Below are 18,132 nucleotides of genomic sequence, written 5' to 3' on the forward strand. Positions count from 1 at the left end.
TACGAGCAAAATTTTCACTACATGCCTTTTTTCATCTCATTTTTCATCTCTTTCATATCGCTTTTCATCTCGTCTTTTTTCATCATCATATCCTCTTTTGCTTTATCTTTCATCATGTGGGTTTCATCTTTTTTCATCATGTCACCCTTTGACATATCAGCGGCTAAGCAAAGACCACCAAAAGCTAACGAACCAAGCACAAGTGCAACTATTTTTTTCATTTTGTCTCCTTTATAAGAAAATTCGGTCTAATTATAATAATTTAGTGTGAAGCAAGTGTGAAAATTTAACTAAACACCAAAAATAAAATCGGTAGAGTCACAAAACTAAACGCAACGCCCATAGCTACAGCAGATATAGCAAGTGAGCTATCTAGCTCTGCTTTCATTATCATCGCACTTGCTAAAACCATAGGTGGCATCGCACATTGAAATATCCCAATGAGCCATACTTCATCTATTTGTATCTGCATAAATTTTGCAAGAGCAAAAAATATCAGCGGTGGCACGACCATTTTACACACTAGCACGATACTTGCGCTCTTGTATGAGCTTTTAATACTACCAAAGCTAAGACCTATACCAATAGCAAATAACGCAACTGGCGTGACTGAACCCTCAAACATACGAAGCGGAGCAAAGATAAAATCTGGTATTTGAAAATTCTTAGCCAAAAAACCTGCCACAAGTGCTATAAATGGCGGAAATTTTAAAATTTTCATAGTATTTTCAAAAAGCGATACCTTTTGTGGCGCACCAAAAGATAGGATAAGTGGACCTAGTATCGAAATAGGTATAGATGTGGCTAGTTGATCGTAAAAAATCGCCTCATTTACTGCATTTTCGCCAAAAAATCCCTGAACAACTGGCATACCGACAAATAGGGTGTTGCCAAAAAGGCTAAGCAAAACAGCACTTACTGTGGTAGCTTTTTTGAAATTTAAAATTTTGCATAAAGCAAGACAGACGAGTGCACCGATTATAGTTGATAAAAAGCCAGTTCCAATTACGTTTAATAGCCTTATATCAACATTTACGTGGTAAATTTTATCAAATATCAAGGCTGGCATAGCAAAGCATAGAACGTAGTTTATAAACAATATGGAGTGTTTTTGCTCCACAACATTTATCTTTTTGGCTATAAAGCCAACAGCAACGATTACAAAAATAGAAAAAAGTGGGATAAAGATCATTAAAAACTCTTTAAAAAATTTAAAATGTCGATTATATGGCGATAAAGTTTAAAATTTAATAAACTAACCATAACATTTTATTTAGGTTTTTTTAATAGAATTACAAAAAAGGAAAGATATGAAAAAATTTATTTTTATTGTGGCTGTTTTAGTGGCTGGATTTTTTGCTTATGAGTTTTTAAACCCAAAGCCAGAGACTGAGTATATCACGCAAAAGGCAATCAGGGGCGATTTGGCGTATAATGTTGAGGCAAATGGCGAAATTTTTGCGACCGAGCTTGTTGATGTGGGAGCACAGGTTAGCGGTCAGATTAAAAAGCTTTACGTAAAGCTAGGCGATAGCGTAAAACAGGGCGATATGATAGCTGAAATAGATGATGAAACACAAAAAAATAACGTTGAAAATAGACGCGCTCAGCTTTTAATCTATGAAGCACAGCTTGAAAGTGCAAAAGTGGCTTATGAGGTTGCAAAATCGCAGTTTGAGCGTGAAAATTCGCTCTTTAAAGCAAACGCAACCTCAAAGCAAAACTACGAAAATTCAAAAAACACTATGGCTAGTGCCAAGGCAAAAATCGGCGAGTTAAACGCACAGATAAATCAGGCTAAAATCGCGCTTGATACGGCGTTAATTGATCTTGGCTACACCAAAATTTTAGCCCCAAGAAACGGCGTTGTGGTCTCTGTGCCAGTTGAAGAGGGGCAAACCATAAATGCAAATCAAACCACGCCAACTATCGTTTATATCGCTGATTTAAGCAGTGTTAAGCTTAAAATGCAAATTGCCGAGGGCGATATTACAAAAATCAAGGTCGGCACAAAGGTTGAGTATGAAATCTTATCAGATGATAAGAAATTCTATGCGGTCGTAAGCTCAATTGACCCGGGTCTTACCACGCTAAGTGACGGCAAATACACAAGCACCAGCACTTCAAGTACCAGCTCAACTTCGGCTGTTTATTACTACGCCCAAAGCATAGTTGATAATAAAGACGGAATTTTAAGAATCGGTATGACAACGCAAAATTCTCTCCTAATTGACGAGGCAAAAGACGCAATTATCGTGCCAAGTATCGCCGTAAAAAAAGACGGCAAAAGGCATTTTGTGCAAATTTTATCTGAAAACTCGCCAAAAAAGGTTGAGGTAGAAGTCGGCATAAGTGATGGCATAAATACGCAAATTTTAAGCGGTGTTAGCGAAAATGACGAGATAATCACGGCACAAGGCAGCAGCGAAGAGATCGCTAAAATGGTAGAAAAGGCGAAATTTTAGTGATAGTTTTAAAAGATATTGTTAAAAAATTTCGTGTCGGCGATAATGATATACAGGTTTTAAACGGCATAAATTTAAGCATAAAAAAGGGCGAGTTTATCGCGATCATCGGACAATCAGGCTCTGGCAAATCAACGCTTATGAATATCCTTGGCTGTCTTGATAATGCAAGTAGTGGCGAGTATCTTTTAAACGGCAAGGATATCACGCACTTTAAAAGCGATGAGTTAGCACAGCTTAGGCGTGAGAAATTTGGCTTTATCTTTCAAAGATACAACCTGCTTTCAAGTATGAACGCCCTGCAAAACGTATCACTGCCAAGCATTTATGCTGGTGTAGCTAAAAAAGATAGAGAGAGACTAGCCAGTGAAATTTTAAGCGGACTTGGGCTTGGAGATAAAATTTCAAGTTATCCAAACAAGCTTAGTGGCGGACAGCAACAGCGTGTAAGTATCGCACGCGCCCTAATAAACGGCGGCGAGATAATACTAGCTGACGAGCCAACTGGTGCGCTTGATAGCAAGAGCGGACAAATGGTGATGAAAATTTTAAAAGAGCTTCACGCAAAGGGGCACACCATAATCATCGTAACCCACGACGCAAATATCGCTGCTCACGCAAACAGAGTCATTGAGATAAAAGACGGCGATATCATCAGCGACACGCAAAAAAAAGATGAAATTTTTAATCTAAACGAAGCAAAACAGCCAGAAAAAAGCCTATTAAACTACTACAAAGACCAGCTCATTGAGAGCTTTAAAATGTCGGTATCTGCGATATTTTCGCATAAGCTTAGATCAATGCTAACGATGCTTGGCATAATAATTGGCATAGCAGCGGTCATTAGCGTGGTCGCACTTGGTAAAGGCTCACAAGAGCAAATTCTTTCAAGCATTAGCAAAATTGGCACAAACACCATTGATATTTTGCCCGGCAAAGGCTTTGGCGATATGAGGTCAAACCGCGTTAGAACCCTAAGTGTAAGCGACGCGAAATTCCTTGAAAAACAGCCATTTTTAGACTCCGTAACCCCAAATACTTCAAGCTCTGGCATACTTACTTATAAAAATTTATCATTTTCTGCCTCGCTTCGTGGCGGTAGTTCTAGCACACTTGATGTAAATGGCTTAAAAGTTGAGCAGGGCAGGGTTTTTGATGATGATGAGATTAAAGGCTCGGCAAGTGTCGTTTTAATAGACGCAAACACGAAAAAAACGCTATTTAAAAACGAAAATCCTATCGGCAAAGTGGTGCTTTTTGATAAAAAACCGCTAAAAATCATCGGCGTTGTAGCGCCAACTGATAATGGCTTTGATGACCCAAGTGTGCTTAGGCTTTATGCGCCATATTCAAGCGTGATAAATAAAATCACTGGCGATAAGATTATTCGCTACATAACCGTTAGGGTAAAAGATAGCGTAAATGCACAGGTTGCTGAGAAAAGCCTAACTGAGCTACTTACCGCAAAGCACGGCAAAAAGGACTTTTTTACTAGAAATTCTGATAGTATTAAAAAGACGATTGAAGAGACGATTGGCACGATGAGACTTTTAATCTCATCAATAGCCGTTATCTCGCTAGTTGTAGGCGGTATCGGTGTGATGAATATAATGCTAGTTTCAGTAACAGAACGCACAAAAGAGATTGGCATAAAAATGGCAATCGGCGCTAGGGCTAGTAATATTTTACAGCAGTTTTTAATTGAAGCTGTTTTGCTTTGTATCATTGGTGGTGCTATCGGCGTTGCTTTGGCGTATGCTATTGGCTATGTGTTTAATAACTTTGGCGATTTTAAGATGATTTTCTCAAACGCCTCAATCGTGGTGGCACTCGTTACTTCAATAGCCATAGGCATTATCTTTGGCTTTGTCCCAGCAAGAAACGCCTCACGCCTTAACCCAATAGACGCACTTTCAAGGGAGTAGTTTTAGCCACAGATGTGGCTAAAATTTATTGGCAGTCACGACGGTACTCTTCTTCTCCGTTTTCATTGTAGTATATCACACAATCTTTATTGCCGTATGGTTCGCTGTATTCTCGCAAATTCCCATTTTCATAATATTTTCTATACATAAATTTTCCATTTTCATTATACACGTATTCAGTATTTAATCTTCCATTTTCGTCATACCGCTTATGTGCTCCTTTATTTTTAGAATGACCATTTTGACCTATAAAATATTCGCCCTCAAAAGCTAAAACTCCATTTTTATTATAATGTTTCCAAATTCCAACCTCTTTGCCGTCGCTATATGAACCAACTTTCATAAGTTGTCCATTTTCGAGGTATTCTTTGTATTTGCCATTTAATATGCCATTTTTATAATTGCTCTCTTCTTTTATATTTCCATTGTCATACCATTCAATTTCTTTACCATTTTTCTTACCATTTTCATAGTATGATAATTTGTATTTAGTGCCATCGTTATTAAATACTTTACGCTCACCTTGAAGTTTGCCATTTACGTAAAATTCTTCAAGAGTGGTAACTTTGTGGTCAAAATGTCTTACGTATCCATCAAATTTACCATTTTTAAACTCAGCTTCTCTTATCAGAGATTTGCCGTTTGAGTATTTTTTATACTCTTTGTATGTGCCGTGAATTTGATTTTTATCATTATATGGAGTTACTACTATCTTGGTTTTATTCTCTTTTGTTTCGTATCTATCAACGCCGTCGCCACATCCGATTAAAAACATCCCAAGCATTACACCTACAATAAATTTTCTTTTCATCTTTGCTCCTTTGTGAATTTTAAAGCTCATTTAATTAAATTTAAAATAAATAGAAAATTAAAAAACATAATATTTATCTTTATTTTAATAAATAAGCATAATATTTATGCTATTTTCTATTAACCTGAAATTTTATATTCTCACGCAAAAAAAACAGAGAGCAGGGTATGACAAAGCGTGATATAGCTGGATATTTGGGTGTGGATGTTCAAACTTTAAGAAACTGGAAAAAGACTAGACCAAATTTGTATAGAGTGATAATGCAAGGACTAGCAGTCGATGAAGCAAGTAAAATTTTAAAAAACAGCTACGAGCAATTAGAACAGCTTATGAAAAACGATGACAAAGGCTCAAAATAAATTACTGCTCGTAAAAATACGACTGCTCTATGCCCTTAAAGATAATCTCTCTATCATCTATTTTATCGGTTAAATTTGCCCTTAGAAGCGTTTTTAATTCTAGGTCATTTACTGGACTTCTCTTTATTGCCTGTAAATACCTAAATTTATCTACATTTTGCCAGTTTATGAGCATTTTTGTCCTGTTTTTTAGCATTAAGTCAAGCCAAATTCTCATCGCTCTGCCGTTGCCCTCTAAAAATGGATGAGCTATGTTCATCTCAACGTATTTTTCAACTATTTGGTCAAAATTTTGCTCACTTAAAGCCTCTATTTTTGGTAAAATTTCTTTTAAATAGAGCGAATTTGCAAACCTAAAACCGCCCTTTAAGATATTTATCTCTCTAATTTTACCTGCAAAATCATATAAGTCCTTAAAAATATAGCCGTGAATTTGGCTTAAACCCTTAAATGTGCCAACTTCAACTCTGTTTATCTCGCAACTTTCAAAAAGCTCGTATGCCTTTAAAAGGCTAAGGTTATCTATCTCGCTTTGTTTCATAGTTAAAAAATTTCGCCTATAAGTCTATCGATTGCCAAATTTGCAGTTTTGTTTATGGTGTTAAAGATAGTTACTGAGCTTGGATCAGGACAGAAAATTCGCTCGTTAATAAGACCTGATTTGATGATGTTTTTGTCATCTTTTAACTCATAAGCAAGGCTTACTTCGGCGTGATCGCCCCTTATATGAAGCGATACAAGCTCGACTTTTAAACGCAAGTCATCATCTTTTGGGCTAAAAACAGGCTTTAATCCACAGTTTGAATACACACCTTTTAAAAGTGCCTTGTAAAACATCTCACTTGGTAGGGCGACATATTTTGTGTCGTCAAGATAGCGGATAAAATTTCGCTCAGATATAATTAAAATTTGGCGATTATCAACGATGTCAAGGGCTTTAATACTCTCAATGTATACATTTTTTGGCTCGAGTTTTTTATTGCACTCATTTTTTGAGTAGTAAATTTCATACATTGTCGCTGGTTTTGAGTTTGTTTTAAACACGCAACCACCAAAAAATATCACAATAAATAAAAAGATAATTTTTCTCATTTTGTATCTCCGCTCGTATCTTTAAAGAAAAACTCATAAGGGTTATCCTCAAGCCTATTTAAGGCATTTCGCAACTCTTTGAGGGTTTTTTCAAAGCTATTTAAAAATTTGTTTGCTTCATCTAGTGTTGGCTCAATGGTTTGTTTTAGGTCATACTCGCCACTTTTTATTTTATCAGCAAGTAGCAGTTGTGTCTTGTTTAGTCCAGTAAATAGGGCATTTGCTGATTTTGTAATGGAGCTTAAATTTGCATTTATCTCTTTTAAATTTAGCTCATTTAAACTAGCCGAAAAGTTGCTTAAATTCTTTAAAATTTCAGATAAATTTTCTAAATTTTCGCTTTTTGCAACGCCAGAAGTAAGCTCATCAATGCCTTTAAGCGTGTTTTGAAGGTGCAATATATTTTCATCAGACGTGAGCCTATCAAGCTTTAGGAGGCTCTCATTTAACTTCTCGCCCATGGTTTGTGCATTATTTTTTAGCTTTGTTAAAAGCCCTTCATTTAGGGTTATTATTTTAGGATTTGTGCCAAAATTCTTTGTGCCACGACTTATATTTAAAGATGAAATTCCGCTTATCATTTGATAATCTATATCAGCTACGCTGTCGGCCTTAATAGGGATATCCTCGCGAATTTTTAACGTTAAGCGTATCTTTTCATCACTATTAAAGGCTATATCGCTCACGCTTCCGACGACAACACCTACAAATTTAACCTGAGATTCCACTCTAATGCCAGTTGGCAGTTCGTTTGTGATAATGTAGTAATTGGTGTAATCAACGTTTTTATCACTATCACTCATAAACCACATAAATATCGCAAAACAAGCCACAAAAGCTATAAAAAACAGCCCAACGGCAGTATAAGAATTTCTATTTTCCACTAACTTTTCCTCATATCAAATAACTCTTTTAATGGGTTATTTTCTAAATTTTTTGCCTCGCTCATATCGCCCTCAAAGATGATTTTTTTGTTATCGATTATCAAAAATCGGTCAAGTATATCAAAAATACTATCAGCGTCGTGAGTAACCATAACCACACTAAGCCCTAAAGTATCGCGTAGTTCGCAAACAAGGGCGTCCATTTGACGTGAGCTAATCGGATCAAGACCACTATTTGGCTCATCTAAAAACAGTACCTTTGGGCTTAAAACCAAAGCCCTTGCAAGAGCTGCTCTTTTTTTCATACCACCGCTAAGTTCGGCTGGATAGAGCGTTGCAACGTGCGGTTTTAGACCAACTTTTTGTATCCAAAACATCGAAATTTCATCTATTTGTGAAGTGCTAAAATTTGAGTATTCTTTTAGCATTACGCCGACATTTTCAAGGATATTCATCGAGCTAAAAAGCGCACCAAACTGAAGCATTACTCCGCATTCTAGCTTGATATTTTGTTGCGTATTTATCGGACTTTGCCACATATTTATGCCGTTAAATTTTATCTCTCCAAGATCTGGTTTTTTAAGATACATCATAGTTTTCATAAGCGTAGTTTTACCACTACCACTACCACCTAAAAAGCCGTAAATTTCGCCACTTTTTACGCCCCAGCTGACATTATCGTGTATTACTCGTCCAGCATAGCTTGTAGTTACGTTTAGACCTTGTAAAATCATACGCCATACCACATAAAAAATACTGCAAAAACTGAGTCGATGGCAATGACTGCAAATATCGCGTTTACAACGCTTATGGTTGTTTTCTCACCAAGACTTAAGGCGTTACCAGTTACTTCAAAACCACGCAAACAGCCAATAAGAGCTATCGCGGCTCCAAAAAATGGTGCTTTTATAAGCCCAACATAAAGGTGTCTTAAGTCAATACTATCCTTAAAACGGCTTAAATACTCGCCAAAATTTATATCAAGTATGTTTTTTGAAACGATCATTTGACCAAAAATACTAACAACATCGGCTAAAAATACAACAGCTGGAAGCACTAAAATCATCGCTATAACACGTGGCAACACCAAAAACAAAAACGGATCAAGCCCCATTGTTTTCATCGCGTCAACCTCTTCTGTTATCTTCATAACGCCAATTTGTGCAGCAAAACTAGATGATGAACGTCCAGCAACAACGATAGCAGCGATGAGTGGTGCGACTTCACGAAGTGTTAAAACACCCATAATATCAACGATAAATATACTAGCACCAAACTTAGCTAGCATTGCTGAGCCTAGATATGCTAAGACTATGCCTATTAAAAATGACGTTAAAAGCACTATAAAAAGGGCATTTATACCACTATCTTTTATGTAGTTTGATAGCTCTTTAGCTCTGAAATTTTTAGGTTTTATAAACGCTTTTGAAAGATTGATGATAAACTCGCCTAAAAATGAGCTGAGATTTAGAAAATTTTTATTTAAATCTAAAATTCTTTTACCCAAATTTGCTATGAAATTTTGCTGTTTTGACTTTGAAAAATTACTTTTATCTATCTTTTTATCATCGATTAGCTCAAAAATTGAGCTTATATTTTTATTTTGATTTATAAATTTCGCACCAAATTTATCCTTAAAATTTACAAGTAAAATCGCAACTGCGTAATCAATGCTCTTTAAGTTTGCAAAGTCAATCTCATATTTTTGATGTTTTAACCCTTTAAAAACGGCGTTAAACTGCTTTGCGTCCTTGTAGGTTAGGGCGTCAAAAAGTGCGATTTTATCTCCTGAAATTTTAATTTTATGCAAATTATCCCTTTAATTTAAAGCTGATATTTTAACAAAATCCGCCTGATTTGTTTATAAAATTATTTTTGCTAAAATGGCAATTTTAAAGGATAGTTATGGAATTTAAAGTATTAAAATACGACGGCAACGCAAGGACTGGAATTTTAAAAACGGCTCACAGCGAGATTGCGACGCCTGTTTTTATGCCTGTTGGCACGGTTGGTGCGGTTAAGAGCCTTGATGCGATTGATATGGCTGAAATTTTAGACGCCAAAATCATCTTAGCAAACACCTATCATATGTATCTGCGTCCTGGCTCAAAGGTGGTTAAGGAGTTTGGCGGACTGCACGGATTTAGTAAATTTAACCGCTCATTTTTAACAGATAGCGGTGGATTTCAAGCGTTTTCACTAAGAGCAAATACCAAAAACGATGACGGCGGGATAAAATTTAAAAGCCATATTGACGGCTCAATGCACTATTTTACACCACGCTCGGTGCTTGATACGCAGTATGATTTAGGCTCTGATATTATGATGATTTTAGATGATTTAATAGCACTACCGGCTGAGAAAAAGCGAGTTGAGCTAAGTCTAAAACGCACGATAAAATGGGCAGATGAGGCGATAAAGTATCACAAGCTTAAACAATCTGAGGGCGTGGGGCTAAATCAAAATATCTTTGGCATTATTCAAGGCGGAACTGATTATGAGGCGCGTAAAATTTGTGCGCAGGCGCTTGCAAATATGCCATTTGACGGACTTGCTATTGGCGGATTAAGCGTTGGTGAGAGCAATAATGAAATGTATGACACCGTACAAGGCGTTATGCCATTTACTGACGCTTCTCGCCCACGTTACTTAATGGGCGTTGGTACACCGCAGGATTTGGTTGAAAATGTAGAGCGTGGGGTTGATATGTTTGACTGCGTTATGCCAACACGTAACGCAAGAAACGGCACACTTTTTACAAGTTTTGGCAAGATAAATGTAAAATCGGCTCGTTTTATAAACGACCACGCCCCAATTGATTTTGAGTGTAATTGCTACACGTGTCGGCACTACTCTCGTGGCTATCTAAACCACCTTTTTAAGGCTAGGGAGCTTACATTTTTTCGCCTTGCTAGTATTCATAATTTGCATTATTATTTAAATTTGATGAAGCAGATTAGAGAGGCGATAAATAGGGGCGAGTTTGCCAAATTTAAGCGAAATTTTTATGCAAAAATTTACGTTTAATTTACATTTAAAGACTACCTTTATGTTTTTTGTGAGATAATGCCACAACATCAAAAATAATTAAGGATTATAGATGAAGTCTTTACGGGTTAAAGTGGCACTTATACTAGTTGTCATTATGTTTGGCTCAATACTTAGTGTTAGCCTTTTAAGCTACAAGCAAGCCGAGAAAATGCACGCCGAGCTGTTATGCCAGGGGTCGGGAGTTCAAGTCTCCCCTTTGACACCAACTAAAATCCCTAAAATACAGCGTTTTAAAGCTCTACAATGTTTTAAGTTTTGGTTAAGTTAGGCACAATTTTTGTCAGTGTGCCAAAGTTTTGACAAAAAATAAGGCACAGTTTGAGGCACAAATTTTAATTTTATTTTTCACAGATTTTATATATTTTATGCCATCATGCCACCACTAGCACCAAGACCCTCTCTCGTGCCTCTTTCTGTCTCTCCCCTAGCATCTTTACCGCTAAAGCCACTTTTGTCCCTACCTTCTCTTTCTCTATCCCATTCATCCAAGGCTTCTTTTAGGGTTCGTTTTCCCATTTCTTCTATTTCTTTAGCCATTCTTTGGGCATTCTCTTTTGCTCGTCTATTTATCTCTCTCATTTTTTCTTTCATAGTCTTACTAGCCCCTCTTAAATCATCACCTATCTGCCCATATACCTACCAGCCTTATTTTTCCATCCAGCAATTTGTTTTGTCTCATAATAGTCTTCTTTACTTGCTATAAGCCCAACTCCATCAAGTATTCCAAGCATATTTTTAATCCCATCTATAAAGCCAAGTGGTGCTTCATGTACTGGCGTTCCCACATCATCAACCCCAACAAAATCTCCGCCAAATCCAAAGTGATTATCTAGACCAAACGCTGTCTCTAAAATTTCACTTACTAAAGCAGAAGTCACTGCCGAAACCGCAAAAGTAGAAACCGTAGATGTAACACCAAGTGCTTTTACGGTCGTATTTACAGCCGTGTTTAATGTCATATTTTTTACACTATTATAAATGGCTTCTGGCACATTTGCTGTATTTACTCTTCCTTGTGTTACACCATCATACACCATACCAGCTACAGCTGAGCCTATTGGGCCCATGTATGAAGTAGCTATGTTTTCTATTAAATTTTCAAGTGCAGTATCAGCCACTACCTCTGCAGCAAACCCATTAAAATTTCCAGTTTTTGCTTTGTTTGTCAAACTGCCATCATGATTAAATTTACTATCTCTTTCTCTTGTGCTTTCTCTTATTTTTTGCCTAAGTTGCACTACCTTATCTATTTTGTTGTACATCTGCACGATGTCAAACTCACGCTCTTTAGTTAGTAGTATCTGTATAGGCATTAGCATAAACTCAGCAAAGTCTTCGTTAAAGTTTATGATAGAAGCACTCAAAGATAGAGATTGATTTATAAAGATTGATCTAAAATCAGCACCAGGCAATACAAAAGAGTTATAAGCACTCCCTCCAGCAAATGTATTATCAAGCTTTCCACCAGCCATAAAGGCAAATGTATCATCATCGCTTCTAGCTGTTGCGTTTATAAAGTCATTAAAAGCTATATAACCATACATTTTTTAAGTTTTTTTAGTCATTGTCATATTTGTTGGTTCTACTACGCCTGTAACATCTTTACTTATTAGTCTATGCGTTAGATTAAAGAAGTACTTAGTCATATCTGTTGGCACTATCATGCCTCCAGCTTGATTATCACTTATAAATCCGCCCACAACGCCGATAGATTTTATCAATCTATTGTCTTTTACCTGCTCATCTATCGCCTTTTGTTGAGCAAGAGCTAGTTTATCCTCTGTGCCTAGCTTTTTTATCTGTGCATCTAGCAGTTGCCCTTGCTTCTTTAAATTTGCTAGTTTATCCGCTCTTTGCTCATCTATTTCATCGTTTTTTATCTGCTGACCTCTTGTTTGCTCTCTTATTCCCTCAATATTAGCGTCCATAGCCAAGCCTTGCTTCTTTAAATTTTCAAGAGTTATATTAAAGCTTAGGTCTTTTTCAGTTACCACCATAGCCACTTGCATTGCTATGGTGGTAAATTGAAGCGTCATCTGTGGCAAGATATTTGATAGTATCTTTATACGATAATCATTTGGTATTAGATACTCTGTGAATTTATCCTCGAGATATTTTATAGTCTCTTGAAACGGCGTATTCTCATCCACACTTATTCTTAGTAGCTCTTTTACTCTGTTTTGATAACTTTCATTAAAACTAATATCCATCTTTTTGCCTCTCTAATCGTCTTATCTTTGTTTTTTGTAATATTATCTCATCACTCATCACTGCCACTTGCGTTTTTACGCCGTTGCTCTCTATTGTGCTTACTCTATCACTTAGACTTTCGCACCAATCTATCAAGCTTTGTATGCGTTCGTTTATTTGTGAGATTTGAGTATTTAGGTTTGTTATTTGGTTTTCTAGATTATTTATTCTCTCTTCTTGTGTTGGCATTAAAACCCACTTTCTATCTCTACCTTAAAATTTAAGCCGTTGGTTAGCTCTAAAAATCTGCTTAGAGTGGCTTTTGAGTTAAATACGCCTTTATCGTCATAATTACCGCCTAATAAAATACAACCCTGCGTATCTTTTGGATGGTTGCCTACGTGGATTAAGATATATCGCTCACGGCTTACTTTGTCATTATAAAGTAGTGGCAATACCTGCTTAAAGCGTGGGCTTTTATGCCATATTACGTTATAAACGCCCTGCGGTATTCTTTTATCTAAGTTAGGACGTATTTCGTCGCTCCCTGCTGGTTCAAGTGTAAAGCCATTTAATAAAACTTCATCACCCTTAAAAAGCGTAAAACGTCCGATAGTGCCGTCATCTATCTCTTTAAATCTGTTAATTTTAAGTATCATTGTAATTTTTTAGAATAATTTGTATAATTAGCTAGAGGTTAGGCCAGAGGGTCGCAACCTCCAGCCTAAATTATACCTCAGAAAGTGAGGTGAGTTTATGCTTAATAACTTACTTGTCATAATTATACTACTTTGTATAATTATAGTCAAGGCTTTTTAGCCTAGCCCCTTTTATAGGGCTAGTAGGTTAAACCTCTAGCCATTTAAATTACTCCTTATAACTCCTTTCATTATTTTTTAGTTTGTTCCTATCTTTGCTTTTATCGCACTTATGATTATGTCTCTAATCTCAACTAATAAATCACTGCCAAACCACGCAGCGGTCGCACATATCGCCATACAAAGTCTTTCATTTTGTAAAAAATAAAATGCTATCTCATAAGCGATATATGCTGAAAATACCCCATCAATAAGCCGATAGCTAAAAGCCTTTAAGCCCTTTTGATCGCTTTTAGTAAAGCCAACAAGTGAGCCTAAAATACCCAGTGCCATTACATAAAGCAAATAGCTACTTAGCATGTTAGCCTCTAAAAAAACGCTTCCCACCAGCTAGGAGGGAATTTTGCATTAAACACACCAACACTTAAAAGCCATGCAAAGGTGCTAATCTCATCACTACTTATCGCCCATTTAAAAAAATAGTAGCTACTTATGCTTATTAGTGCAGCACTAAAGCCACCAAGTAGATAAATCATAGTCTTTTTTATAAATTTACTCATTTATACACCCTATTAAAAGCTCATGGACTATTAAAACATATTGCACCACCTCATTAAAGCTCTCTTGGCTTACTCGGATCATAAGTCGGCATGGTTGGCAGGTCCTCTTTGTTTAGGCATTTTATAGGGATGTATTGCTTTTTATACTCGGTTATTACCTGTTTATCCGCACAGCCTACAAATGCAAAAAGGGCTAAAAGTATAAGAATTTGCTTCATTGTCTGTTTTCCTTTAGTTTGTTTATTAAATCCTGAGTGGCTCTTTCATAATATCCCTTTATCTCTACGCACTCGCTATTTTTTGGTGCTTTTACGCTCTGTTTGGCTTTTATATTTGCGGTTATCTTTGCTAGGTTTGGCTTTTTTGCTTCTAGCTCTTTAAATTTGGCGTTTTGTTCGTCTATTTTGGTGTTGCAAGTGGTTAAGCTTGAGCGGATAAGCTCATTTTCTAGCTTATAAATTCCTATCTTTTCATTTGCGATTTTTAGCTGTTTGTTTAGTGTTTGATTTAGGCTAAATAATATAAAGCTCACACCCACGCAAAAGCACAAAAGGACGTAAATAATAGCGTTTGATTTAAATAAATTTGGTAAAAAGTTCATTAAAATTTTAAACATCTTTACTCCCTATATCTTAGCTTATGATATACTCTACAACACAGATAAAAGATACTAACCTTTAGTCTTGAACAACCAAGCTCTGTCATCATCTCTTTTAAAATTTCATCTGCTAACTCATATTTTTCTAAATCACATAAATAGTCGTGAACTAGTATTGCACTTAGATACTCAGGAGAGTTTGGAGGATACACACTCCAAAAGATACGTGGGATATTTGCTCCATTAGTTTTATACCCAGCTGGGATGATAATATCTTGATACCTATACTCTTCTACAAGTTCAAATTTATCTTTACTAAAAGGTTTTAAGATAGGATTATGTATACTCATAGCTATCCTTAAAGCACAGACGCTTTTATAAACATATCATCTAGCTTCTCATCATCCCAATTAAACTGATTAGCTAGAACACCTACAAGTGGATTGGTTCTTTCTATATCTAAAGCATACTCCCACTCTACCTTTGCCACTGAGTTATCGCCCTCATTAATAAACTTCTCTACAGCCTCATACACACCCTCTTTAATAAGTTGCAGTCTTGCTTGCCTAGCAGTTATCTTACAAGGTACAAACTGTTTTAAAAAGGTATTTATTTGATTTATAACTTCACTATCAGTAATCTCCCAAGTGATGTATTTGCTCTTATCATTTGTCTTTAGCTTAACCCCAGCTGGAGCTGATATAAGCACTTTATCTTCTAGCGAAGCTTGAATAAAATCAGATGTTACATATATTATGTGCATATTTAATCCTTTTTTATAAAATTAACGTTGGTATTGTTATGTGACTAGAAGTAGAGCCAAGACCAGTTAATTGACCATATTTATTGCTCCCACAACCCCATAACTGACCATTATCTAGGAGGTAAAATATAGTTACATTATCATCCTCTTTATCTCCCATGCATACTATATCAACTATGTTTTTTGTATAAAGAAAGCTTACCTTTGTTGGAGTTTCTTTATCAACTACATCCATTACACCAAGAGCCCCTGATGTATTTACTCCCCAAGAGTATAAAGATAACTCGTTATTATTATCCTCATCTACAACTGCATAACCGACATATTTATAAGACTGGCTAGGAGTAAGAATGTATACATTTTTAAAAACTGCATTAGGTTTATTTGGTATAGTTATCTCTTTTACTATTTTATGTTTTTCACTAGTATGGCGTACTGCATACCATATCCTATTAACCTCTATTTCAAACAACCTGCCTGATGTAGTTAATACAAAATAGTTACAAGCATCGCCTATAATTTTTACAACAGGATCTGAGGCAAAATCATATACCTTCCCATAAGAAAAAAGCTCAGGAAAAAGTTGCATAGGAAGTTCTGAATTTTCAGTGCCATTACCAATATACCCCCAAGTATATAAAGTTCCATCATCACAAAGAGCTAAGAAACCAGTGCTCTCGCGATTACGAGTCACACTAATATTTTTATAGTCTACAATCTGCACCACTTTTTTATTTTCAGGTATTTTAACTTTTTCTAAAGATGATACACCTTCTAGACGCTTGTTTCCAGACCCTAGTGAATACCGCGTATAACCTGCTACGTATAGATTGCCTGTATTTGTGAGTATATATATCACAAGATTATATGTAATTTGATACAACCAAATAGTCTTTATACCTTCTGTTGATATAAAAGATGGGAAAGTGACTTGTTTTGGAGTTGTTGTTACGGATGTACCGGAGTCTGCAAGCTTTGAAAAAAGATAAGGCTTTTGAGGAATTTCTCCAAAAAACCAAAAGCTTCCATCGTTTTTAGCTGCAAAGCAATGGGCATCCTCTCCGTTATGGTATGTGCAAAAAACCGTAAAATTTTTAACATTACTTAAAATTTTAACCCAATTAAATTGATTTGCTGGATTTCCTTGACCCAATGCATAATCCCTCCCTCTACCTCTACCATACAAATCCCCATTTTCATACAATATATAAGTGTTTATTTCACTAGCCCACATATCTTTAATTTTAGATACGTTTTTTAAAGGATGGGATAGATTTATCCAAAATAGAGGTGTTAAGTAGTTTCCTACACCAAGTGTAAAAGGAACTTCACTGTCTTGAACCCCACAAAATAATAAATCATCATCTTCTGTATAAACTAAGTTATATTTTTTTGGGTTCATCATTGATGATGTGTTTAGAAGTTTTCTTGCCTGTATAGATTTATTGCGTGAATGAATTTTAAGGTTTATCATTGCTTCTATCTGCTCTTTTGTATAAGCTGTATTTTTGTCAGCCTTTAGTTCTAAAAGTTCATCTGTTTGTATTTTTGTATATACATCTATCTGTTTAGGAAGCGCTGTAATTAGATCATCTATCTGCTCTTTTGTATAAGTAGTTTCTACCTTAGCAAAAGCAGAACTATCAAGACCATCAAACAACTCTGTATCGTGAGCTGTTGCGTTGACGGAGAGTTTGTCATCTAGGGCAGTTTGGATAAGTTGATTTAAACTATCTTTTAGCTCTTGTAAAAGTAGTTTAATTTTTTGTGAGCTATAAGCCTTTAAAAATGAGCTATCTTCATCATCTATAATCCCATCGGTTTTTATTTTTACTAGTTCTAGCTTTAAAGCTTCTAGTTCTGTTATTAATGGAACTATTTGATCACATTTATTATTAAAGTTTTCATGCTTTTGAGCTATATCATCGTGCATGGTTTCTATTAGTGGTCTTATCTCTTTTATCGTAGTTTCTGCACTTTTTACATACGTATTTATCTGTCTTAATTCATCTAAATTTATTTCACTTATAACACTCTCTAGCTTATCAATTTGCGTTAATAAAAATTGCAATGCCTCTAATTTTTCTTGTGCCAATTTTAGTTCATATATACTAGTTGCCATTGTTAAAACCTGCCTTTTTTATACTCTCTTTAACTTGCTTAAGCCTTTGTGCGATTTGCTTAAAAAGCTTAAACAAATCAATACTTGCCAAATTCTTTACCTCTTTATCTAACATCATCGATACTTAGCCCCTCATTGGCGTTATATTGCGCTATTATCTCTAAGCTTTGCTGTCTATTAAAAGGCTCTTTATTTAGCAAATAAAGCACCTCATAAATTACAGCATAACTTAGCTCCTCATCAATCTGCAAATGCTCAGTATCACTTTTAAAATCAGGTTTTTTTGGTATACGTATAAAAGTTTCATTGGCTAAATTCCTAAATACCTGCATTTTTGGCAACCGATAACGCTCCATTAGCTCACTAGGAGTGCATTTTGTAGCTACATAGAGCATAGCTTCTAAAAACAATTCGCTTAAAATTTCATCATCAGGGATTTTAATCCCTGACTTTCCTTTAAAGAGTAAAATTTCTTTTGCTCTTTTGCTTAGCAT

At 35.8% G+C, this 18,132-nt stretch carries 26 protein-coding genes; 4 read left to right on the plus strand and 22 right to left on the minus strand.

Annotated elements, in window-relative coordinates:
• Positions 1 to 17: 17 nt before the first annotated feature.
• Positions 18 to 221 carry a hypothetical protein gene (locus tag CMCT_RS03925; protein WP_034967313.1) on the minus strand — a complete coding sequence of 68 codons (204 nt, stop codon included), beginning with the start codon at positions 219 to 221 and terminating at the stop codon, positions 18 to 20.
• Between the two features lie 65 nt (positions 222 to 286).
• Positions 287 to 1,192 (minus strand): AEC family transporter, encoded by a 906-nt coding sequence (locus tag CMCT_RS03930; protein WP_176325022.1) that lies wholly within the window; start codon positions 1,190 to 1,192, stop codon positions 287 to 289.
• Positions 1,193 to 1,310: 118 nt separating this feature from the next.
• Here CMCT_RS03930 and CMCT_RS03935 point away from each other — a divergent pair, with 118 nt between their 5' ends.
• Both CMCT_RS03935 and CMCT_RS03940 read left to right on the plus strand, forming a co-directional pair.
• Positions 1,311 to 2,465, plus strand: coding sequence for an efflux RND transporter periplasmic adaptor subunit (locus CMCT_RS03935; protein ID WP_034967310.1), 1,155 nt, complete (start codon positions 1,311 to 1,313; stop codon positions 2,463 to 2,465).
• A complete protein-coding gene (locus CMCT_RS03940) occupies positions 2,465 to 4,390 on the plus strand; it encodes a MacB family efflux pump subunit (protein ID WP_176325023.1) in 1,926 nt (641 codons plus the stop codon). Before CMCT_RS03935 ends, CMCT_RS03940 begins: the two co-directional genes overlap by 1 nt.
• 25 nt (positions 4,391 to 4,415) lie before the next feature.
• Here CMCT_RS03940 and CMCT_RS03945 read toward each other — a convergent pair whose 3' ends face one another.
• Positions 4,416 to 5,201, minus strand: a complete 786-nt coding sequence (locus CMCT_RS03945; protein WP_034967307.1) for a toxin-antitoxin system YwqK family antitoxin — start codon at positions 5,199 to 5,201, stop codon at positions 4,416 to 4,418.
• Between the two features lie 167 nt (positions 5,202 to 5,368).
• Between CMCT_RS03945 and CMCT_RS03950 the strand changes: the two genes are divergently transcribed.
• Positions 5,369 to 5,560, plus strand: coding sequence for a helix-turn-helix domain-containing protein (locus CMCT_RS03950; RefSeq protein WP_034967306.1), 192 nt, complete (start codon positions 5,369 to 5,371; stop codon positions 5,558 to 5,560).
• A gap of 1 nt (position 5,561) precedes the next feature.
• Here the strand turns inward: CMCT_RS03950 and fic are convergent, their stop codons facing one another.
• The 5 genes from fic to CMCT_RS03975 are packed head-to-tail and all read right to left on the minus strand — an operon-like array spanning position 5,562 to position 9,346.
• Positions 5,562 to 6,101, minus strand: coding sequence for a protein adenylyltransferase Fic (gene fic, locus CMCT_RS03955; protein WP_034967303.1), 540 nt, complete (start codon positions 6,099 to 6,101; stop codon positions 5,562 to 5,564).
• Positions 6,102 to 6,103: 2 nt separating this feature from the next.
• On the minus strand, positions 6,104 to 6,652 hold the full coding sequence (locus tag CMCT_RS03960) for a hypothetical protein (RefSeq protein WP_034967302.1): 549 nt from the start codon (positions 6,650 to 6,652) through the stop codon (positions 6,104 to 6,106).
• Entirely contained in the window at positions 6,649 to 7,536 is an 888-nt protein-coding gene (locus tag CMCT_RS03965; RefSeq protein ID WP_169752359.1) for an MlaD family protein, read from the minus strand. Before CMCT_RS03965 ends, CMCT_RS03960 begins: the two co-directional genes overlap by 4 nt.
• The gene (locus CMCT_RS03970) at positions 7,536 to 8,270 is read right to left on the minus strand and encodes an ABC transporter ATP-binding protein (RefSeq protein ID WP_034967299.1); all 735 of its coding nucleotides are present in this window, start codon (positions 8,268 to 8,270) and stop codon (positions 7,536 to 7,538) included. Before CMCT_RS03970 ends, CMCT_RS03965 begins: the two co-directional genes overlap by 1 nt.
• The gene (locus tag CMCT_RS03975) at positions 8,267 to 9,346 is read right to left on the minus strand and encodes an MlaE family ABC transporter permease (RefSeq protein WP_034967298.1); all 1,080 of its coding nucleotides are present in this window, start codon (positions 9,344 to 9,346) and stop codon (positions 8,267 to 8,269) included. Before CMCT_RS03975 ends, CMCT_RS03970 begins: the two co-directional genes overlap by 4 nt.
• A 95-nt stretch (positions 9,347 to 9,441) precedes the next feature.
• Here CMCT_RS03975 and tgt point away from each other — a divergent pair, with 95 nt between their 5' ends.
• The gene (gene tgt, locus CMCT_RS03980; RefSeq protein WP_176325024.1) at positions 9,442 to 10,563 is read left to right on the plus strand and encodes a tRNA guanosine(34) transglycosylase Tgt; all 1,122 of its coding nucleotides are present in this window, start codon (positions 9,442 to 9,444) and stop codon (positions 10,561 to 10,563) included.
• Between the two features lie 387 nt (positions 10,564 to 10,950).
• Here the strand turns inward: tgt and CMCT_RS03985 are convergent, their stop codons facing one another.
• The 14 genes from CMCT_RS03985 to CMCT_RS04045 form a co-directional block, all read right to left on the minus strand.
• Positions 10,951 to 11,178 carry a hypothetical protein gene (locus CMCT_RS03985; protein WP_034967293.1) on the minus strand — a complete coding sequence of 76 codons (228 nt, stop codon included), beginning with the start codon at positions 11,176 to 11,178 and terminating at the stop codon, positions 10,951 to 10,953.
• A 29-nt stretch (positions 11,179 to 11,207) separates the two neighbouring features.
• Positions 11,208 to 12,131, minus strand: coding sequence for a hypothetical protein (locus CMCT_RS03990; protein ID WP_034967290.1), 924 nt, complete (start codon positions 12,129 to 12,131; stop codon positions 11,208 to 11,210).
• 3 nt (positions 12,132 to 12,134) lie between these two features.
• Positions 12,135 to 12,797 (minus strand): hypothetical protein, encoded by a 663-nt coding sequence (locus CMCT_RS03995; RefSeq protein WP_034967287.1) that lies wholly within the window; start codon positions 12,795 to 12,797, stop codon positions 12,135 to 12,137.
• Positions 12,787 to 13,026, minus strand: coding sequence for a hypothetical protein (locus tag CMCT_RS04000; protein WP_034967285.1), 240 nt, complete (start codon positions 13,024 to 13,026; stop codon positions 12,787 to 12,789). The genes CMCT_RS03995 and CMCT_RS04000 overlap by 11 nt, the downstream gene beginning before the upstream one ends.
• On the minus strand, positions 13,026 to 13,436 hold the full coding sequence (locus tag CMCT_RS04005) for a DUF5675 family protein (RefSeq protein WP_034967283.1): 411 nt from the start codon (positions 13,434 to 13,436) through the stop codon (positions 13,026 to 13,028). Before CMCT_RS04005 ends, CMCT_RS04000 begins: the two co-directional genes overlap by 1 nt.
• 237 nt (positions 13,437 to 13,673) lie before the next feature.
• Positions 13,674 to 13,955 carry a phage holin family protein gene (locus CMCT_RS04010; RefSeq protein WP_176325025.1) on the minus strand — a complete coding sequence of 94 codons (282 nt, stop codon included), beginning with the start codon at positions 13,953 to 13,955 and terminating at the stop codon, positions 13,674 to 13,676.
• 8 nt (positions 13,956 to 13,963) lie between these two features.
• Positions 13,964 to 14,155: a hypothetical protein gene (locus CMCT_RS04015; RefSeq protein ID WP_034967279.1), complete on the minus strand. Its 192-nt coding sequence runs from the start codon at positions 14,153 to 14,155 to the stop codon at positions 13,964 to 13,966.
• Positions 14,156 to 14,208: 53 nt separating this feature from the next.
• Positions 14,209 to 14,373 carry a hypothetical protein gene (locus CMCT_RS04020; RefSeq protein ID WP_176325026.1) on the minus strand — a complete coding sequence of 55 codons (165 nt, stop codon included), beginning with the start codon at positions 14,371 to 14,373 and terminating at the stop codon, positions 14,209 to 14,211.
• A complete protein-coding gene (locus CMCT_RS04025; protein ID WP_034967278.1) occupies positions 14,370 to 14,771 on the minus strand; it encodes a hypothetical protein in 402 nt (133 codons plus the stop codon). The genes CMCT_RS04020 and CMCT_RS04025 overlap by 4 nt, the downstream gene beginning before the upstream one ends.
• Positions 14,772 to 14,773: 2 nt before the next feature.
• Positions 14,774 to 15,103: a DUF1353 domain-containing protein gene (locus CMCT_RS04030; protein WP_176325027.1), complete on the minus strand. Its 330-nt coding sequence runs from the start codon at positions 15,101 to 15,103 to the stop codon at positions 14,774 to 14,776.
• 8 nt (positions 15,104 to 15,111) lie between these two features.
• Positions 15,112 to 15,516 carry a hypothetical protein gene (locus tag CMCT_RS04035; protein WP_034967275.1) on the minus strand — a complete coding sequence of 135 codons (405 nt, stop codon included), beginning with the start codon at positions 15,514 to 15,516 and terminating at the stop codon, positions 15,112 to 15,114.
• A gap of 13 nt (positions 15,517 to 15,529) precedes the next feature.
• Positions 15,530 to 17,638: an RCC1-like domain-containing protein gene (locus tag CMCT_RS04040; RefSeq protein ID WP_034967273.1), complete on the minus strand. Its 2,109-nt coding sequence runs from the start codon at positions 17,636 to 17,638 to the stop codon at positions 15,530 to 15,532.
• The gene (locus CMCT_RS09420) at positions 17,628 to 17,753 is read right to left on the minus strand and encodes a hypothetical protein (protein ID WP_257791972.1); all 126 of its coding nucleotides are present in this window, start codon (positions 17,751 to 17,753) and stop codon (positions 17,628 to 17,630) included. Before CMCT_RS09420 ends, CMCT_RS04040 begins: the two co-directional genes overlap by 11 nt.
• Positions 17,743 to 18,132 carry a hypothetical protein gene (locus CMCT_RS04045; RefSeq protein ID WP_034967271.1) on the minus strand — a complete coding sequence of 130 codons (390 nt, stop codon included), beginning with the start codon at positions 18,130 to 18,132 and terminating at the stop codon, positions 17,743 to 17,745. The genes CMCT_RS09420 and CMCT_RS04045 overlap by 11 nt, the downstream gene beginning before the upstream one ends.

It is taken from the genome of Campylobacter mucosalis (genome assembly GCF_013372205.1).
Classification (GTDB): domain Bacteria; phylum Campylobacterota; class Campylobacteria; order Campylobacterales; family Campylobacteraceae; genus Campylobacter_A; species Campylobacter_A mucosalis.

Coding starts and splice junctions, on each gene's coding strand:
- CMCT_RS03925 (WP_034967313.1), bottom strand. CDS start 221: ATGAAAAAAATAGTTGCACTTGTGCTTGGTTCGTTAGCTTTTGGTGGT.
- CMCT_RS03930 (WP_176325022.1), bottom strand. CDS start 1,192: ATGATCTTTATCCCACTTTTTTCTATTTTTGTAATCGTTGCTGTTGGC.
- CMCT_RS03935 (WP_034967310.1), top strand. CDS start 1,311: ATGAAAAAATTTATTTTTATTGTGGCTGTTTTAGTGGCTGGATTTTTT.
- CMCT_RS03945 (WP_034967307.1), bottom strand. CDS start 5,201: ATGAAAAGAAAATTTATTGTAGGTGTAATGCTTGGGATGTTTTTAATC.
- CMCT_RS03950 (WP_034967306.1), top strand. CDS start 5,369: ATGACAAAGCGTGATATAGCTGGATATTTGGGTGTGGATGTTCAAACT.
- fic (WP_034967303.1), bottom strand. CDS start 6,101: ATGAAACAAAGCGAGATAGATAACCTTAGCCTTTTAAAGGCATACGAG.
- CMCT_RS03960 (WP_034967302.1), bottom strand. CDS start 6,652: ATGAGAAAAATTATCTTTTTATTTATTGTGATATTTTTTGGTGGTTGC.
- CMCT_RS03970 (WP_034967299.1), bottom strand. CDS start 8,270: ATGATTTTACAAGGTCTAAACGTAACTACAAGCTATGCTGGACGAGTA.
- tgt (WP_176325024.1), top strand. CDS start 9,442: ATGGAATTTAAAGTATTAAAATACGACGGCAACGCAAGGACTGGAATT.
- CMCT_RS03985 (WP_034967293.1), bottom strand. CDS start 11,178: ATGAAAGAAAAAATGAGAGAGATAAATAGACGAGCAAAAGAGAATGCC.
- CMCT_RS03990 (WP_034967290.1), bottom strand. CDS start 12,131: ATGTATGGTTATATAGCTTTTAATGACTTTATAAACGCAACAGCTAGA.
- CMCT_RS03995 (WP_034967287.1), bottom strand. CDS start 12,797: ATGGATATTAGTTTTAATGAAAGTTATCAAAACAGAGTAAAAGAGCTA.
- CMCT_RS04000 (WP_034967285.1), bottom strand. CDS start 13,026: ATGCCAACACAAGAAGAGAGAATAAATAATCTAGAAAACCAAATAACA.
- CMCT_RS04005 (WP_034967283.1), bottom strand. CDS start 13,436: ATGATACTTAAAATTAACAGATTTAAAGAGATAGATGACGGCACTATC.
- CMCT_RS04010 (WP_176325025.1), bottom strand. CDS start 13,955: ATGCTAAGTAGCTATTTGCTTTATGTAATGGCACTGGGTATTTTAGGC.
- CMCT_RS04015 (WP_034967279.1), bottom strand. CDS start 14,155: ATGAGTAAATTTATAAAAAAGACTATGATTTATCTACTTGGTGGCTTT.
- CMCT_RS04020 (WP_176325026.1), bottom strand. CDS start 14,373: ATGAAGCAAATTCTTATACTTTTAGCCCTTTTTGCATTTGTAGGCTGT.
- CMCT_RS04025 (WP_034967278.1), bottom strand. CDS start 14,771: ATGTTTAAAATTTTAATGAACTTTTTACCAAATTTATTTAAATCAAAC.
- CMCT_RS04030 (WP_176325027.1), bottom strand. CDS start 15,103: ATGAGTATACATAATCCTATCTTAAAACCTTTTAGTAAAGATAAATTT.
- CMCT_RS04035 (WP_034967275.1), bottom strand. CDS start 15,516: ATGCACATAATATATGTAACATCTGATTTTATTCAAGCTTCGCTAGAA.
- CMCT_RS04040 (WP_034967273.1), bottom strand. CDS start 17,638: ATGGCAACTAGTATATATGAACTAAAATTGGCACAAGAAAAATTAGAG.
- CMCT_RS09420 (WP_257791972.1), bottom strand. CDS start 17,753: ATGTTAGATAAAGAGGTAAAGAATTTGGCAAGTATTGATTTGTTTAAG.
- CMCT_RS04045 (WP_034967271.1), bottom strand. CDS start 18,132: ATGCTAAGCAAAAGAGCAAAAGAAATTTTACTCTTTAAAGGAAAGTCA.